The organism is Luteimonas sp. 100069 (assembly GCF_003813845.1).
In the GTDB taxonomy this organism is placed as follows: domain Bacteria; phylum Pseudomonadota; class Gammaproteobacteria; order Xanthomonadales; family Xanthomonadaceae; genus Luteimonas; species Luteimonas chenhongjianii.
The window spans coordinates 1,208,462-1,223,558 of the sequence record NZ_RPFN01000001.1 but is presented as its reverse complement, the minus strand read 5'-3'; the positions used below and the strand labels follow the sequence as shown (position 1 = coordinate 1,223,558).

15 protein-coding genes are annotated in these 15,097 nt (G+C 67.7%); 7 read left to right on the top strand and 8 right to left on the bottom strand.

The features are described 5' to 3' along the window. Positions 1–17: 17 nt before the first annotated feature. The 5 genes from EGK76_RS05460 to EGK76_RS05440 all read right to left on the bottom strand — a co-directional run bounded on the left by EGK76_RS05460 (position 18) and on the right by EGK76_RS05440 (position 3,966). A complete protein-coding gene (locus EGK76_RS05460; RefSeq protein WP_123831902.1) occupies positions 18–872 on the bottom strand; it encodes a DUF2807 domain-containing protein in 855 nt (284 codons plus the stop codon). 105 nt (positions 873–977) lie between these two features. Next, entirely contained in the window at positions 978–1,640 is a 663-nt protein-coding gene (locus EGK76_RS05455) for a hypothetical protein (protein WP_096298483.1), read from the bottom strand. Positions 1,641–1,679: 39 nt separating this feature from the next. Next, positions 1,680–2,726, bottom strand: coding sequence for a hypothetical protein (locus EGK76_RS05450; RefSeq protein ID WP_233580167.1), 1,047 nt, complete (start codon positions 2,724–2,726; stop codon positions 1,680–1,682). Next, the gene (locus EGK76_RS05445; RefSeq protein ID WP_096298485.1) at positions 2,723–3,598 is read right to left on the bottom strand and encodes an ABC transporter ATP-binding protein; all 876 of its coding nucleotides are present in this window, start codon (positions 3,596–3,598) and stop codon (positions 2,723–2,725) included. The genes EGK76_RS05450 and EGK76_RS05445 overlap by 4 nt, the downstream gene beginning before the upstream one ends. Next, entirely contained in the window at positions 3,595–3,966 is a 372-nt protein-coding gene (locus EGK76_RS05440; protein ID WP_096298487.1) for a GntR family transcriptional regulator, read from the bottom strand. Before EGK76_RS05440 ends, EGK76_RS05445 begins: the two co-directional genes overlap by 4 nt. 400 nt (positions 3,967–4,366) lie before the next feature. On the opposite strand from EGK76_RS05440, the gene EGK76_RS05435 reads away from it, so the two are divergent. The 6 genes from EGK76_RS05435 to EGK76_RS05410 all read left to right on the top strand — a co-directional run bounded on the left by EGK76_RS05435 (position 4,367) and on the right by EGK76_RS05410 (position 8,525). Continuing rightward, on the top strand, positions 4,367–4,957 hold the full coding sequence (locus EGK76_RS05435) for a glutathione peroxidase (RefSeq protein ID WP_233580166.1): 591 nt from the start codon (positions 4,367–4,369) through the stop codon (positions 4,955–4,957). Positions 4,958–5,047: 90 nt separating this feature from the next. Next, complete coding sequence (locus EGK76_RS05430; protein ID WP_158613455.1) at positions 5,048–5,959, top strand: FKBP-type peptidyl-prolyl cis-trans isomerase; 912 nt, start codon at positions 5,048–5,050, stop codon at positions 5,957–5,959. Between the two features lie 75 nt (positions 5,960–6,034). Next, positions 6,035–6,799: an FKBP-type peptidyl-prolyl cis-trans isomerase gene (locus EGK76_RS05425; protein ID WP_158613454.1), complete on the top strand. Its 765-nt coding sequence runs from the start codon at positions 6,035–6,037 to the stop codon at positions 6,797–6,799. A gap of 64 nt (positions 6,800–6,863) precedes the next feature. Beyond that, positions 6,864–7,091 carry a SlyX family protein gene (locus EGK76_RS05420; RefSeq protein WP_096298493.1) on the top strand — a complete coding sequence of 76 codons (228 nt, stop codon included), beginning with the start codon at positions 6,864–6,866 and terminating at the stop codon, positions 7,089–7,091. Between the two features lie 9 nt (positions 7,092–7,100). Further along, on the top strand, positions 7,101–7,799 hold the full coding sequence (locus EGK76_RS05415) for a DUF2058 family protein (RefSeq protein WP_096298495.1): 699 nt from the start codon (positions 7,101–7,103) through the stop codon (positions 7,797–7,799). A gap of 204 nt (positions 7,800–8,003) precedes the next feature. Then, positions 8,004–8,525 (top strand): transporter, encoded by a 522-nt coding sequence (locus tag EGK76_RS05410; protein WP_158613453.1) that lies wholly within the window; start codon positions 8,004–8,006, stop codon positions 8,523–8,525. Between the two features lie 365 nt (positions 8,526–8,890). On the opposite strand, the gene metH is transcribed toward EGK76_RS05410, so the two are convergent. From metH to EGK76_RS05395, 3 genes are read right to left on the bottom strand one after another with little or no spacing between them, the layout of a single operon-like run. Continuing rightward, positions 8,891–11,575: a methionine synthase gene (gene metH / locus EGK76_RS05405; protein ID WP_123831898.1), complete on the bottom strand. Its 2,685-nt coding sequence runs from the start codon at positions 11,573–11,575 to the stop codon at positions 8,891–8,893. Next, positions 11,572–12,669: a homocysteine S-methyltransferase family protein gene (locus EGK76_RS05400; RefSeq protein WP_096298501.1), complete on the bottom strand. Its 1,098-nt coding sequence runs from the start codon at positions 12,667–12,669 to the stop codon at positions 11,572–11,574. Before EGK76_RS05400 ends, metH begins: the two co-directional genes overlap by 4 nt. Further along, positions 12,666–13,595 (bottom strand): metalloregulator ArsR/SmtB family transcription factor, encoded by a 930-nt coding sequence (locus EGK76_RS05395; RefSeq protein ID WP_096298503.1) that lies wholly within the window; start codon positions 13,593–13,595, stop codon positions 12,666–12,668. The genes EGK76_RS05400 and EGK76_RS05395 overlap by 4 nt, the downstream gene beginning before the upstream one ends. A gap of 239 nt (positions 13,596–13,834) precedes the next feature. Between EGK76_RS05395 and EGK76_RS05390 the strand changes: the two genes are divergently transcribed. Continuing rightward, the gene (locus EGK76_RS05390; protein ID WP_123831897.1) at positions 13,835–14,983 is read left to right on the top strand and encodes an acyl-CoA dehydrogenase family protein; all 1,149 of its coding nucleotides are present in this window, start codon (positions 13,835–13,837) and stop codon (positions 14,981–14,983) included. Positions 14,984–15,097 lie beyond the last annotated feature (114 nt).

The following is a 15,097-nucleotide window of genomic DNA, read 5'->3' as shown; positions in this document are numbered from 1 at the left end:
TCCGGATCTGGGGAAATTCAACGCCTGCGGGGCACGCTGACGGTGCCGCGCACATCGCGGTGCGAGACATCACCACTCCCCTGCGAGGCGACCTCGAGATTGCCGCCGATGCCGCGGGCATCGACATCACCCGAACCGATCGAACCGACATGCACATTGCCCTGCACGTCGCGCAGATCGATGTCGCCCGAGCCCAGGCTGCCGATGCGGACATCGCCGCCGGCGCCTTCGAGCCTGAAATCCCCCGAGCCGACGCTGCCGACCTCGACTGCGCCGCGGATATTGCGGGCCTCGACATCGCCCGAGCCGATCGACAGCACCTTGAGTTCGCCGGCCTCCTCGACGGTGACATCGCCCGAACCGACCTTTGCGGTTGCGCGGCCGCCGATGCGCCGCAGTTGCGCATCGCCCGAACCCACGTCGGCGCTCGCCGCCGCGACACCGTTCACCCAGGCGTCCCCGGAGCCGACGACGGCCAGCACCAGCACGTTCGCGGGCACCTGGCCGGCGAGATCCATGTAGGCGTACTGTTTGCCCAGCCAGCCGGTCGGATTCGAGGTGCGGCGCAGGGTCACCGTCAGCGTCTCGCCCGAGCGCTGCTGCTCCAGCACCAGCGATGCCAGCATCGCCTCGCTCGACGCACAGGCGCGCCCCCGGAGATTGGCGTCCGGGCGTTCGGCGCCATCGACACGTAGCCGGCTGTTGCCGATCTCGAACCGCACCGTCCGCACGCCGTCGAGCTGCAGGGCCAGCTCGCGCGGCTGGCTGTGCCGGCACGGCGGCTTGTCCTGGCCCTGCGCCGCGAACGGCAATGCGAGCGATGCGGCGATGAGCGTGGCGAGCAACGGGCGAGCGGTAAAGGCATGGGCCATGAAGGGACTTCCTGCGAGGTTCCGGCCTGCGTCAGTGCAAAGCCGGGCGTGCGTCGTGGCTGACTTCTGAATCGAACGGGTTCGCGTGGGCCATGCCCACCGGGCTCAGCGCCCTGCGAACTCGCGGCGCACGTCCTTGCGACAGGTGTCGGCGTCCTGGGCTTCAAGACGCGCGTAGGGCTGGAAGGCCGGCAGGTCGCTGGCCAGTTGCTGCTGCGCCTCGCGCAGATCGGGCACGCGGTTGCAGATGAGCAGGACGGCCGGCTCGACCGTGTCGCGCACGCTGCGCTTGATGCGGCGTTCCAGACTGCCGGTCATCGCGCCGACCATCAGCGAGAACACGCCCCGGTCCACCGAATCCACCGCCGCCAGCGCGCTCACCTCGCCGATATCGATGCCGGCCTTGGCGACCTCGATGACCAGGCCACGATAGGCCAGGAGTTGCTGGCGCTGCGCCGGATCGAGGGCGACCGCTTCGCCCTCGATCAGGAAATCCCCCTGCGGGGTGATCTCGGCCTTCGGCAGTTGCGCGGCCGCCTCGGTCTTCCGGCTGCCACGATCGCCGATATTCAGGCTGTTGCCGACGTCGAGGTTCCCGGTTTCGAGGTCCGAACGCGCCCTGGCGAGATCGATGCGGATTTCGCGCCGGGCGTCCTCCAGATCGCGGCGGATCTCCTCCCGGATGCCGCCGCTCCCGGGCGGCACCGACCAGGCGACCAACGGCAGACACGAGGCAAGCAGGAACGCGGTGACGGCTGCAGCTTTCATCGGAGACTCCGGAGTGCGGTGGCAGGAGGGCGGGTGGGATCAGCCTTCTTCGCGCCAGCGGCGCAGGCGGATGGCAATGGCGATCATCACGGCGCCGGCGAGGATGCCGATCCACATCGAAGGCGCGAGGAAATTGCCGTAGATGCCGGGGATGGAGAACAGTTCCCTGGCGGAGCCAGCGCCGTCCTGGATGTAGGCCAGATCGCGATGGGTCACCGGCACCGTGCCCAGCAGCATCCGCGAGATCACATTGCCCCAGAGCCAGTGGCGCTCCAGCCCGATCACCTGCAGCAGGCCGGTCATGGAGCTCGCGACCCCGAGGGCCAGCGGCACCAGCAGCGCCCACAGGAAGGGCTTGCTCTTGGCCCAGGCCGAGCACAGCAGCAGCCAGCCGACGGTCGGCAGCATCCAGGCCGCGTACACCGGGATTGCGGCGAGGAACTGCGCCGACAGCAGGAATACCGCGCCGTTGCCCCACAGAAGCGGGAAGGGATTGGCGCCGTGCGCGGCCGCGGCGATGCTCAGCGCGATCAGGAAGGCGAACATGATGACGATCGCGAACAGCGTGGCGAACAAAGGGATCACCAGCGTGGCGGTCGCCACTTTCGACAGCACCGTCGCCGTATCCGAGACCGGCAGCGACTTCCAGAACAGCACGCTGCGGTCGCGGCGGTCGTCGTACAACGCGCCGAGGCAGTAGAAGAAGATGACGAAGATCATCACCAGGAAAGGCCAGGTCGCCGACAGTGCCAGCGTGATCGTGAGACCTTCCGACAGCTGGTGAAGATCATCGCTGGTGAGTTGCTGGGCGAGCGTGCCCAGGTCCAGGCCATTGACGGTCACGCCGTTGGCCTGCACCACGCCACCCTCCGCGACCGCCTTGTGGGCGACCACGATGCCGGCGATCAGCAGGCCGACCGACAGCAACAGCGACACGGCGCCGGCGATCATCGGCGCCCAGAGGATCCCGCCGCGATGCTCCCAGTATTCGCGCCGCAGCAGCAGGCGGAAGCGGTGGGTCGGGTGCGTGGGCGCGAACGCCCGGGGCGGAACCGGGGTGGCCACGGTATCGGCGATGGCATTCATGCGTAGGCTCCTTTCATCGTGGCCACGAACAGATCGGCCAGGCCCGGGGTGCGGGTTTCGCCGTAGGCCGACAGCGTGGAAGCGGGGACGCTGTCGAACAGCATCACGGTCTTGCCGAAGGGCAGGGCGCGTTCGTCGATCGGGCGGAGGGCACGGGCGGCGTCGAGCTGCTCGGCATTGACCAGTACCTCGACGAAGCGGTCGCCGATATCGTCCATCGGGGCGTCCAGCACGATCTTTCCGTTCTGGATGAACAGCACGTCGGTGAGGATGTGCTCGATTTCCTCCACCTGGTGCGTGGTGACGATGATCGTCTTCTGCTCGTCGAAGTAGTCCTCCAGCAGGCGCTGGTAGAACTGCTTGCGGTAGAGGATGTCCAGGCCCAGCGTGGGCTCGTCGAGCACCAGCAGCTTGGCGTCGATCGCCATCACCAGCGCCAGGTGCAGCTGCACGATCATGCCCTTGGACATCTCGCGCACGCGCTGCTTGGGCGAAAGCTTGGTGTTGGCCAGGAATCGCTCGCAGCGGGCGCGATCGAAACGGGGATGGACGCCCTCGACGAATGCGATGGCGTCGCGGACGCGCATCCAGCGCGGCAGCACCGCGACATCGGCGATGAAGCAGACATCGTTCATCAGCGCGTCGCGCTCGGTGCGCGGGTCGCGGCCAAGGACGGTCATTTCGCCGTCGAAGCGGATCAGGCCCAGCAGCGCCTTGAGCGCGGTGGTCTTGCCGGCCCCGTTGGGACCGATCAGACCGACGATGCGGCCGGCCGGGATCTGGAAACTGGTGCCGTCGAGCGCCCGGGCACCCTTGTAGCGCTTGCTGAGATTGCGCGCGGTGATCACCGGCGTATCGAGGACGGCGTTCATTCATTGGCTCCATGGCCGGTGGACTGCAGCAGGTCCCGGGCGGACAGCCCCAGGCGTTCGATCCTTTCCAGCACCAGCGGCCACTCTTCCTGCAGGAAGCGCTCGCGCTCGCTGGTGCGCAGCTTCTTGGCGGCCTCCTCGGTGACGAACATGCCCAGGCCGCGACGCTTTTCCACCAGCGCTTCGTCGGCGAGCTCCTGATAGGCGCGTGAGACGGTGATGGGGTTGAGTTGGTAGTCGGCCGCAACCTGGCGGACGGAGGGCAGTGCGTCGCCGGGTTTGAGGACCCCGTCGAGCATCATCGCGATGACGCGTTCCTTCAGCTGGCGGTAGATGGGAGCGCCATCACTCCATTCGATATTGGCCATGGGCTCAGCTCCTTCCACCCGCGCCCCGCGCGAAGGAAAAATAGGGGAGGGCTAGACTGCTGCGGGCCCGGCGGGCACGTGGACGCGACGTGTCGGCGGCCGCTTCCGAGGCCACCCGGTCGATCCGTACCGGCGTGAATGCGTCTCCGGCCGGAGTCGCCGCGGTCGCGCCATCGGGCAGCGAAGCCGGGCCGGCAGCAAGCAGACTCGCGGAAAGTGCCAGCGCGAACGCCGTGCATGCGATGATCGGGGTGTGGAGCCTGCGGTTCATGGGGACCGTCCTGCTCTAGTGGGTAGGTGTTGTAGGTGACTATAACACCACAGCAGACCGTGTCAACGCACCCGTATCGAATTTCCACCCAACTGATGGCACGGCCGACCCGCCATCGAGGACTCCGCGATGCCTGGCAAGCGACTGATCGGACGCATGACCCTGATGCTGGCTTTCACCGCGCTCGCGGGCCTCGCGATCGCGCAGGCCCCCACCGCGCCGCCCCGGGTGCTGGATCACGAGTTCCGCCAGCTCGCGGTACGCGAGTCGGTGAACCTGCAGGACGCCTATGGCGGTGACGTGGTGCTGATCGTCAATACCGCGAGCAAGTGCGGGTTCACTCCGCAATACGAGGCGCTCGAAGCGATGCACGCGCGACTGCGTCCGCGCGGATTCGCGGTCCTGGGCTTTCCCTCCGGCGACTTCAGGGAGCAGGAGTTCGAGGACGAAGCCGCGATCCAGGAGTTCTGCACGCTGACCTATGGGGTGAAGTTCCCGATGTTCCAGAAGGTGCGGGTGACTGGCCCGGACGCCACGCCGATGTACAAGCAGCTCACCGAAATCACCGGCGAGGCGCCGGGCTGGAATTTCCACAAGTATCTGGTCGGTCGCGACGGCCGGGTGCTGGGGCAGTGGGGCAGCCGCACGAAGCCGGATGACCCGCAGATCCTCGCGGCGATCGAGCGGGCGCTCGACGCGCCGAGGCCGGCCGCCCGCTGAAGCCGCCCCGCTGCCGTGATTGCCGCGCCGCCGTATGGCCGCGACAATAGCCGGCTGCATCGCCCGGACCCGGGCAGGAGAACCATGCGGATGTTGAAACAGATGCGTCACGCCGCGCTGGCACTGTTGCTTGCGCCCCTCGCGCCGGTCGCGTTCGCGCAGAACGGCGATCCGGCCGCGAGCAGCTACGTCGTCGGCTTCGACGTGGCGACCCAGCTGGCGCAGGTGGGTCCGGACATGGATCTGGCCGCGTTCGAGAATGCGCTGTCTGCAGCGCTCGCCGGCAAGGCGCCCTCGCTCGACCAGGCCGAAACCCAGCGCATCGGCCAGGCGCTGGGACAGCGCGTCGCCGCGCGCGGCGGTCGTCCGGTGCCGGGGCTGCCGCCCGGCAGCGAGCCGCCAGCCGTGGACCGCGCCAAGGTCGGGCAGATGCTCGGCGCCGATGTGGGCCGCTCGCTGGCCGCGATGGATGAGGCGCTCAACTTGGCCGCGGTGATGCGCGGCGTTCGCGACCGCCTCGACGGCAAGACGCCGTCGATGTCGGAGGACGAGATCACACAGGCGCGCCAGGCCATGATCGCGCGGGGCCAGCAGCGCGCCGCGCGCGTCGCCGACGACAACCGCCAGGCGGGCATCGCCTTCATGGCCGCCAATCGCGGCAAGCCGGGCGTGTTCGCGACGCAATCGGGCATCCAGTACAGCGTGGAGAAGCAGGGCACGGGCCCGCGTCCGCGCGCCAGCGACCAGGTACGCGTGCACTACCGGGGCACGCTGCTCGACGGCACCGAGTTCGACAGCTCCTATTCGCGCGGCGCGCCCGCGGTGTTCGGCCTTGGGCAGGTCATCGCCGGCTGGACCGAAGGGCTGCAGCTGATGCCGATCGGCGGCAAGTACAGATTCTGGATTCCCGGTGAACTGGCCTACGGTATGCGTGGCAGCCCCCCGACTATCCCGCCCAACGCCACCCTCGTCTTCGATGTCGAGCTCATCGACATCCTGTAACCCCATCGCTCCAATCCATGTTGTCCGCGTCCGATGCGGATGTTCCGACACCCTTTATCCCGGAGTTTTGCCCGCATGAAGAACACCAAGCGCCTCGCCATCGTCGGCCTCGCCGCCGTTCTGCCACTGGCCATGATCGCCTGCAAGCCGATCGACAAGGAGACCGGCAAGCCGGTCGAAGGCGCCGCGGCCGAGAGCACCGCCGAAGGTGGCGAGATCGCCGGCCTCAAGAGCGAGCGCGAGCAGATCAGCTACATCATCGGCAACCAGATGGGCGAGCAGCTCAAGCCGATCAAGGACGAGATCGACGTCAAGACCCTGCAGCGGGCGATCAGCGAAACGCTCGACGACAAGGCGATCGAGATCTCGGACGAGCAGGCCATGGGCGTGATGCAGAAGTTCGGCGAGCGCATGCAGGCCAAGCAGATGGCCGAGATGCAGGAGAAGGCGAAGACGAATGCCGCCGAGGCCGAGAAGTTCCTCGCCGAGAACGGCAAGCGCGAAGGCGTGCAGACCACGGCATCGGGCCTGCAGTACCGCGTGATCACCGAAGGAACCGGCCCCAAGCCGGGCCCGAACGACACCGTGCGCGTGCACTACAAGGGCACGCTGCTCAACGGCGAGACCTTCGACAGCTCCTACGACCGTGGTGAGCCGGCCCAGTTCGCGCTCAACCAGGTCGTCCCGGGCTGGCAGGAAGGCCTGCAGCTGATGCCGGTCGGCAGCAAGTACGAGCTGTGGATTCCGGCCGCGCTGGGTTACGGCGAGATGGGTTCCGGCCCGATCGGTCCGAACCAGGCACTGGTGTTCGAGGTCGAGCTGCAGGACATCGTCAAGTAAGCATCGAACCGGCGCGCCCTGCGTGGCGCGCCGGCTGTTCCACCGTGTCCCCGCAGAGATCGCCATGCAACACACCGGAGCCGACGTGCTCGAAGCGCGCGTCACTGAACTGGAAATGCGACTCGCGTTCCAGGAGCAGACCATCGGCGAGCTCAACGACGCGCTGAGCCAGGCGCGGCTCGAGCTCAGCGCCCAGAGCGGGCTGCTGCGCCGGATGATGGACGACCTGCGTCAGGCGCGCACCGTGCAGTTCCCCGATGCGTCGGAAGAACCGCCACCCCCGCATTACTGAGTACGACCGATGACCGATTCCCTCCGCGACCAGTTGCTCGGCCTCGGGTTCAAGGCGCCAGCGCCGGCTGCGCCCAAGCCTCGGCGTGACGAGCGCCGTCCGCGCCAGGACGAACGTCGCGGGCCACGACCGGCCGGACGCAAGCCCGACGACAGGACGGGCGCGCCGCGTGGCGATACCGGCAAACAGCCACAGGGCCGCAACAGCGGCGCACCCCGCAACGACGGCCCGTCGCGTCCGCATGCCCGCAAGGGTGGGCCGCAGGGCAAGCGTCCGCCGCGTGACGACATCGACCTGGCCAAGGCATTCGCCATCCGCGCCCAGCGCGAGAAGGAAGAGCGCATCGAGGCCGAGCGCGTCAAGCAGGAAGAGGCGCGCCTGCGCCGCGAGGCCCGTGCCAGGCTCGAGGCCTTCCTGGCCGACAAGTCACTCAACAGGCCCGAAGCCGACATCGCCCGCCATTTCGAGTACGGCGGCAAGATCAAGCGCATCCATGTCGACGAGGCCCAGCTCAAGGCACTCAACGCGGGTGAGCTCGGCGTCGTGCAGCTCAACGGCCGGTATCTGCTGGTGACCGCGGCAGTGCTGGAAGAGGCCGGGTCGATTTTCGCGCCGTCGGTGGCGCTGCGGATCGATCCCGATGCGCCAGCTTCGGACGACCCCTACAGCGATCCGAAGTACCAGGTCCCCGACGATCTGGTCTGGTGATCCGCTTCTTGCCCGCGCGCTCCGCCGTGCGGGCGCTGGCGATGGTCCTGTGCGCGCTTGCCTGTGCAACGGCCCAGGCGCAGGACGCGGCGGACGTGGAATTCGACCGCCCCGGCATCGGCTTTTCGCCCTCGGTGCTGGCGCCCGCCCGACCACAGCGGTGGCGTCCGCACCACGCGCTATGCCGCCGCAAGTCTGCTGCGCGTGGGCCTGGGCGCGAATCTCGAGCTTCAACTCGGCAGCGACAGCCGCGTATGGGAGCGCACGCGCAGCGCCGATGCGCATGAGCACGTGCAAGGCAGCGGCGACAGCAGCGTCGCGCTGAAGTGGCTGTTGCCCGGATCGAACGACGACATGCAGTGGGCGCTGCTCGCGCGGCAGGGCGTGCTGACCGGTGCGTCCGACATCCGCGCCGGACGGGCCCAGCAGGATCTGGGCATCAGCGTCGCCACCGGCGATCTCGCGGTCTACGTCAACGCGACCCGCGACGAGGACGGCACGGGCTGGACCGCGTCACCGAGCTGGACGTTCCTGTCCACCGATACCGTCGCCGCCTATGTCGAAGCGGCCCTTGGCACCGGCGCGCAGCGCTCGCACGCACTCGGCACCGGCATCACATGGCGCGTTGCCCCGGCGATGCAACTGGATCTTTCGGTGCTGCGTGGCTTCGCCGACGCCGAGGACGACTGGACCGGCGGCTTCGGCGTGTCGTTCCTGTTGCCCTGACGTTGGCGTCGGATCCCGGGCCGCGCTGAGGGGCCGGATCTGATGGTGCGCATCAATTCCGCGCCCGTGCCGACGCTCCTGGCCGGCGACCTGTCCGGAGATCTTGCAGCCGGGCCTGCGATGCCGGTTCGATGCACCTGGTCGCTACCCACCAGTTGGAGCGGCCGGCACGAGGTGGCCCGCACGCTTGCCTGCCTGTCTGCAGCCGATCAAGACCATTGGGCCGCAGCAGCCCCCCCGCGCCTGCGTTGCCGGCCGACGGGCCGAGCCCCGGCACAGTGCGTAGCAATGCGCCGGGAAAGGGCGAGACGGCCTGAGGACCGCTGGAGGCGATCCTGCGACTGCGGCCATGGACGCCGGCGCCGCTACTCGGGGTCGTAATCGAGGTTCGACGCGAGCCAGCGTTCGACCTGCGAAAGCGGCACCTGCTTGCGCCGCGCATAGTCCTGCGCCTGTTCTCTCGAGACCCGGCCGACGACGAAGTACTGGCTCTTCGGGTGACTGAAGTAGTAGCCCGACACCGCCGCGGTCGGCAGCATCGCGAAGCTCTCGGTCAGGGTCATGCCGGTATTCGCGGTGGCGTCCAGCAGTTCGAAGATCCGTTCCTTCTCGCTGTGTTCCGGGCAGGCGGGGTAGCCGGGGGCCGGGCGAATGCCCTGGTACTTCTCGGCGATCAGCGCTTCGTTGTCGAGCGTCTCTTCGCTGGCGTAACCCCAGTAGTCGGTGCGCACGCGCTGGTGCAGGCGCTCGGCCAGTGCTTCGGCCAGGCGATCGGCCAGCGCCTTGAGCAGGATCGCGTTGTAGTCGTCGTGCGCGGCTTCGAAGCGCGCGACGTGCGGCTCGATGCCGATGCCGGCGGTGACGGCGAACGCACCGATCCAGTCGTCGACACCGCTGTCCTGCGGCGCGATGAAATCGGCGAGGCAGAAATCCGGGCGTTCCACCGGCTTGTCGACCTGCTGGCGCAGGAAGTGCAGGGTGGCCTCGCCGCCATCATGGCGCAGCACCACGTCGTCGCCGACGCTGCGCGCCGGCCACAGACCGAACACGGCCTTCGCGGTGAGCCACTTCTCCTCGACGATCCTGCGCAGCATCGCCTGGGCATCGCGGAACAGTTCGCTGGCCTGCGGCCCGACGACTTCGTCGCTCAGGATCGCCGGGTACCGGCCGAACAGTTCCCAGGCATTGAAGAATGGCGTCCAGTCGATGAGGTCGATCAGTTCCTGCAGCGGGTAGTCGTCGAAGACGTGCACACCGGGCCTGTTGGGCGCGGGCGGGGTGTACGTGCTCCAGCCCCCGTCGAAGCGTTGCGCGCGGGCCTTCGCCAATGGGACGAGACGCTTCGCATCGCCGCGGCCGGCATGGCGCGCACGGATCTCGGCGTAGTCGGCATCGTTGGCGGCGACGAACGCCGGGCGCAGCTCCGGGCTGATCAGCGACTGCACCACACCGACCGCACGCGAGGCGTCCTTGACCCAGACGGTGGGCGAGGCGTAGTGCGGCGCGATCTTCAGCGCCGTATGCGCGCGCGACGTCGTCGCGCCGCCGATCAGCAGGGGCGTCTCGAAGCCCTGGCGCTTCATCTCGCGCGCGACGTGACTCATCTCCTCGAGCGACGGCGTGATCAGGCCCGACAGGCCGATGACGTCGGCCTGTACCTCGCGCGCTTTGTCGAGGATGGTCTGGGCGGCGACCATGACGCCAAGGTCGACCACCTCGAAGTTGTTGCAGGCCAGCACCACACCGACGATGTTCTTGCCGATGTCGTGCACGTCGCCCTTCACGGTCGCCATCAGCACGCGACCATTGTTCTTGCCGACGTCGCCGGTGCGCAGTTTCTCGGCCTCGATGTAGGGCAGCAGGTACGCGACCGCCTTCTTCATCACGCGGGCGGACTTGACCACCTGCGGCAGGAACATCTTGCCGGCGCCGAAGAGATCGCCGACGACGTTCATGCCGGCCATCAGCGGCCCTTCTATGACATCCAGCGGCCGGGTGAACGACTGTCTGGCTTCCTCGGTGTCCTCGACCACGTACTGGTCGATGCCGTGGACCAGCGCATGGGTCAGGCGTTGCTGCACCGGCGCCTCGCGCCAGGCGGTGTTCTCGACGTGCGCCGCGCCCTTCTTGCCCTTGTAGCGTTCGGCCAGCTCGAGCAGGCGCTCGGTGGCGTCGCTGCGGCGGTTGAGCACCACGTCCTCCACGCGCTCGCGGAGTTCCGGATCGAGATCGTCGACAATCGGCATGGCGCCGGCATTGACGATGCCGAAGTCCATGCCAGCCCGGATCGCGTGCAGCAGGAAGACTGCGTGGATCGCCTGACGGACAACCTCGTTGCCACGGAACGAGAACGACACGTTGGAGACACCGCCCGACACATGGCAATGCGGCAGCGTGGCCTTGATCTCGCGCGTGGCCTCGATGAAATCGACAGCGTAGTTGTCGTGCTCGGGGATGCCGGTGGCGATGGCGAAGATGTTCGGGTCGAAAATGATGTCCTCGGGCGGAAACCCGACGACTTTCGTCAGCAATTCATAGGCGCGCGTGCAGATCTCGACCTTGCGGTCCTTGGTATCGGCCTGGCCGGCCTCGTCGAAGGCCATCACCACGACTGCCGCGCCGTAGCGCAGCACCTTGCGCGCCTGTTCGAGGAAGACCGCTTCGCCTTCCTTGAGCGAGATCGAGTTGACCACGCCCTTGCCCTGCAGGCACTTGAGCCCCGCCTCGATGACGCTCCACCTGGAAGAGTCGACCATCACCGGGATGCGGGCGATGTCGGGCTCGGCGGCGATCAGGTTGAGGAACGTCGTCATCGCATGCTCCGAATCGAGCATGCCTTCGTCCATGTTGACGTCGAGGATCTGCGCGCCGCCTTCGACCTGCTGGCGCGCCACCTCGACCGCCTCGGGATAGCGGTTTTCCTTGATCAGCTTGCGGAATGCCGCCGAACCGGTGACGTTGGTGCGCTCGCCGACGTTGACGAAGAGCAGCTCGGGAGTCACCACCAGCGGTTCGAGGCCCGACAGGCACATGTGGCGCGGCAGCGTCATGCGGCAAAGTCCAGCGTGGGGGGAAGGCGTCGCGGCGCCACGTCGGCGACCGCTTCGGCGATCGCGCGGATGTGGTCGGGCGAGGTGCCGCAGCAGCCGCCGACGATGTTGAGCAGGCCGGCAGTCGCGAACTCGTGCAGCACCGCGGCCATGTCTTCGGGTGTTTCGTCGTAGCCACCGAAGGCATTCGGAAGGCCGGCGTTGGGATGGCAGGAGACGTGCGTCCGGGCGATCTGCGCCAGCGTTTCGATGTGCGGCCGCAGGTCCTTCGCACCGAGCGCGCAGTTGAGCCCGATCGCGTGCGGGCGCGCGTGCTGCAGCGAGTACCAGAAGGCCTCGGCGGTCTGGCCCGACAGCGTGCGGCCGGAGGCATCGGTGATCGTGCCGGAGATCATCACCGGCAGGCGGCCACCGCGATCGTCGAACACCGTCTCGATGGCGTACAGCGCGGCCTTGGCGTTGAGCGTGTCGAATACGGTCTCGACCATGAGGATGTCGGCGCCGCCGTCGATCAGGCCATGCGCCGCGTCCCGGTAGATCGCGACGAGTTCGTCGAACGTCACCGCCCGATAGCCGGGATCGTTGACGTCGGGACTGATCGATGCGGTGCGACTGGTCGGGCCGAGGATGCCGGCGACGAAACGCGGCCGGTCCGGCGCCTGCGCCTCGGCTGCATCGCAGGCGGCGCGCGCGAGCGCGGCGCCCTCGCGATTGAGTTCGTGGACCAGGTGCTCGAGGTGGTAATCGGCCAGCGAGACCGCGGTCGAATTGAAGGTATTGGTCTCGATGATGTCGGCGCCGGCGGCGAGGTAGTCCGCGTGGATGCTGCGGATGATGTCCGGGCGCGTCAGGGTCAGCAGGTCGTTGTTGCCACGCTGGTCATGGCCCTGGCACCCGCAACCGGCGGCGTGCGCATGGCCTTGGGCCGCATGCAGCGAGTCGTAGCCCTCGGCGAACCGCTCGCCACGATAGTCCGCTTCGGCCAGACCGAAGCGCTGGATCATCGTGCCCATCGCGCCGTCGAGCACGAGGATGCGGTCCGCCAGCGCCGCGTCCAGCGCTGCGACGCGCTCGGGCTGCAGCCAGCCGCTCATGGCTTCCTCGCGATGATCGAGATCACCTGGAAATGCGGCGGTCGCTTTTCGCGGGTGACGGTTTCCGCGCTGTGGATCTCCAGGCCGGCCTTGGTGACGAAGCGGCGCAGCTCTTTGTCCGGAAACCCGAGATTGGCATGGCCGTAGGCCTGCACCGTGCTCTCGTGGCCATGGCGATCGAGGCTCGACAGCAACAGGCGACCCCCCGGGCGCAGCACCCTGGCGGCCTCGGTGACGGCCTGCGCCGGTCGGGTGGCATAGGTCAGTGCGTGCATCAGCACCACGAGGTCGAAGCTCGCCTCGTCGAAGGGCAGGGCATGCATGTCGCCCTCGCGGACCTCGACATTGGAGAACCGCTTGAGCCGTTCGGCCGAAGCGGCCACCACGCGCCGGCTGGCATCGAGGCAGACGTAGCGGTGCGCATGTGGTGCCAGCAGTTCGGCGAGCACGCCGTCACCCGACGCGATATCGAGCACGTCGCCGGTTTCCAGCAGGGGCAGGGCCGAGCGGGCCAGGGCTTCCCAGGTGCGCCCGGGCGAGTAGTGCCGCTCCATGTCGCCGGCCACGGTGTCGGCCCAGCTCTGGTCGGCGGCGCGCATTGCCAGCACCGCCGGCGTGCGCTCGGCGTCCTGCCGCAGCAGGGGATCGTCGCTGCCGGTCGACAGCGCCTGCCAGAGCGCGCGTTGCGCAGGATCAAGCGCCGCATGATCGAAGCGGTAATAGGCGGATACCCCGGCGCGCCGGTCCCGGACGAGGTTCGCTTCCTTCAGGCGCGCCAGATGGGTCGAAACGCGCGGCTGGGCGAGGCGGGTGATCGACGAGAGCTCGGCGACCGTCAGCTCCTCGACCTCGAGCAGTGCCAGCAGGCGGACGCGCGTGGGGTCGGCAAGCACCTTCAGGCGCGCGGACCAGGCCTCGAGATCCATCAATATCTCCATATCGCGATACAGAGATGATTCTCTGCGCCACCGCCGACGCGGTCAATAGCGGCCGTGCTGCAGAAGACGGCCGCAGCACGCAAGCGTGATGATCGAGATCGGGAGGATCGCACCGGCATTCGCGCCTTTCGACATGACTCATGCTGCAGTGCGCAAGTGCGATAACGGGTGTTCCCCCGGCGGGACGGCTACAATCTGCGGATTGTTTTCGACCAGGAGTTGTATCCGTGGAGTTCGGTTTCAGCGAAGAGCAGTTGATGATCCAGGACATCGCGCGCCGGATCGCACAGGAGAAGATCGCGCCCAGCGCCGAACACCACGACCGCACGGGTGAGTTCCCGATCGAGAACATGCGCGTGCTGGGCGAGAACGGGCTGATGGGCATCGAAGTGTCCGACGCCTACGGCGGCGCGGGCATGGATCCGATCTCCTACGTGCTGGCGATGATCGAGGTTGCCGCCGCCGATGCTGCGCACTCGACGATCATGTCGGTCAACAACTCCCTGTTCTGCAACGGCATCCTCACTCACGGCACCGAGGAGCAGAAGCAGACCTATGTCCGCGCGATCGCCGAGGGCCGCGAGATTGGCGCGTTCGCACTCACCGAGCCGCAGTCGGGCTCCGATGCGACGGCGATGAAGTGCCGCGCGGTCAAGCAGGCCGATGGCAGTTATGTCATCAACGGCAAGAAGAGCTGGATCACCTCCGGGCCCGTCGCCAAGTATTTCGTCCTCTTCGCGATGACCGAGCCGGACAAGGGCGCACGCGGGATCACCGCCTTCCTCGTCGATGGCACCCGCGAGGGCTTTCTCCGCGGCAAGACCGAGCCCAAGCTCGGCATCCGCGCCTCGGCGACCTGCGAGATCGAGTTCGAGAATTACGTCGCCCAGGCGTCCGACGTGCTCGGCGAAGAAGGCCAGGGCTTCAAGATCGCGATGGGCGTACTCGATGCCGGCCGCATCGGCATCGCCTCCCAGGCCATCGGTATCGCCCGTGCCGCGTACGAGGCGACGATCGCCTACGTCAAGGAGCGCAAGGCCTTCGGCCAGCCGATCGGCGCATTCCAGATGACCCAGGCCAAGATCGCCGACATGAAGTGCAAGCTCGACGCGGCCCTGCTGCTGACGCTGCGCGCAGCCTGGCTCAAGGGCCAGGGCAAGCGCTTCAGCAACGAGGCGGCGATCGCCAAGCTCACCGCATCCGAAGCGGCCATGTGGATCACCCACCAGGCGCTGCAGATCCATGGCGGCATGGGCTATTCGAAGGAGATGCCGATCGAGCGCTATTTCCGCGACGCCAAGATCACCGAGATCTATGAAGGCACCAGCGAGATCCAGCGGCTGGTCATCGCCCGCAACGAGACGGGCCTGCGCTGATCCCATGTTGTTGTTCCGTGTCAGTTCCGTGCGTATCCGCCGTCCGCGTCGCCCCTTCGGGCGCGCGGCGGCATCCGTTCCCGACCCGGCCGCCCGTGCGGCCGCGTCTGCGTG

What these genes read in the sequence shown, in the direction of transcription:
- EGK76_RS05450 (WP_233580167.1), bottom strand. Translation starts at nt 2,726, where the DNA reads ATGAATGCCATCGCCGATACCGTGGCCACCCCGGTTCCGCCCCGGGCG.
- EGK76_RS05415 (WP_096298495.1), top strand. Translation starts at nt 7,101, where the DNA reads ATGACCGATTCCCTCCGCGACCAGTTGCTCGGCCTCGGGTTCAAGGCG.
- EGK76_RS05445 (WP_096298485.1), bottom strand. Translation starts at nt 3,598, where the DNA reads ATGAACGCCGTCCTCGATACGCCGGTGATCACCGCGCGCAATCTCAGC.
- EGK76_RS05420 (WP_096298493.1), top strand. Translation starts at nt 6,864, where the DNA reads ATGCAACACACCGGAGCCGACGTGCTCGAAGCGCGCGTCACTGAACTG.
- EGK76_RS05430 (WP_158613455.1), top strand. Translation starts at nt 5,048, where the DNA reads ATGTTGAAACAGATGCGTCACGCCGCGCTGGCACTGTTGCTTGCGCCC.
- EGK76_RS05400 (WP_096298501.1), bottom strand. Translation starts at nt 12,669, where the DNA reads ATGAGCGGCTGGCTGCAGCCCGAGCGCGTCGCAGCGCTGGACGCGGCG.
- metH (WP_123831898.1), bottom strand. Translation starts at nt 11,575, where the DNA reads ATGACGCTGCCGCGCCACATGTGCCTGTCGGGCCTCGAACCGCTGGTG.
- EGK76_RS05395 (WP_096298503.1), bottom strand. Translation starts at nt 13,595, where the DNA reads ATGGATCTCGAGGCCTGGTCCGCGCGCCTGAAGGTGCTTGCCGACCCC.
- EGK76_RS05440 (WP_096298487.1), bottom strand. Translation starts at nt 3,966, where the DNA reads ATGGCCAATATCGAATGGAGTGATGGCGCTCCCATCTACCGCCAGCTG.
- EGK76_RS05435 (WP_233580166.1), top strand. Translation starts at nt 4,367, where the DNA reads ATGCCTGGCAAGCGACTGATCGGACGCATGACCCTGATGCTGGCTTTC.
- EGK76_RS05425 (WP_158613454.1), top strand. Translation starts at nt 6,035, where the DNA reads ATGAAGAACACCAAGCGCCTCGCCATCGTCGGCCTCGCCGCCGTTCTG.
- EGK76_RS05455 (WP_096298483.1), bottom strand. Translation starts at nt 1,640, where the DNA reads ATGAAAGCTGCAGCCGTCACCGCGTTCCTGCTTGCCTCGTGTCTGCCG.
- EGK76_RS05460 (WP_123831902.1), bottom strand. Translation starts at nt 872, where the DNA reads ATGGCCCATGCCTTTACCGCTCGCCCGTTGCTCGCCACGCTCATCGCC.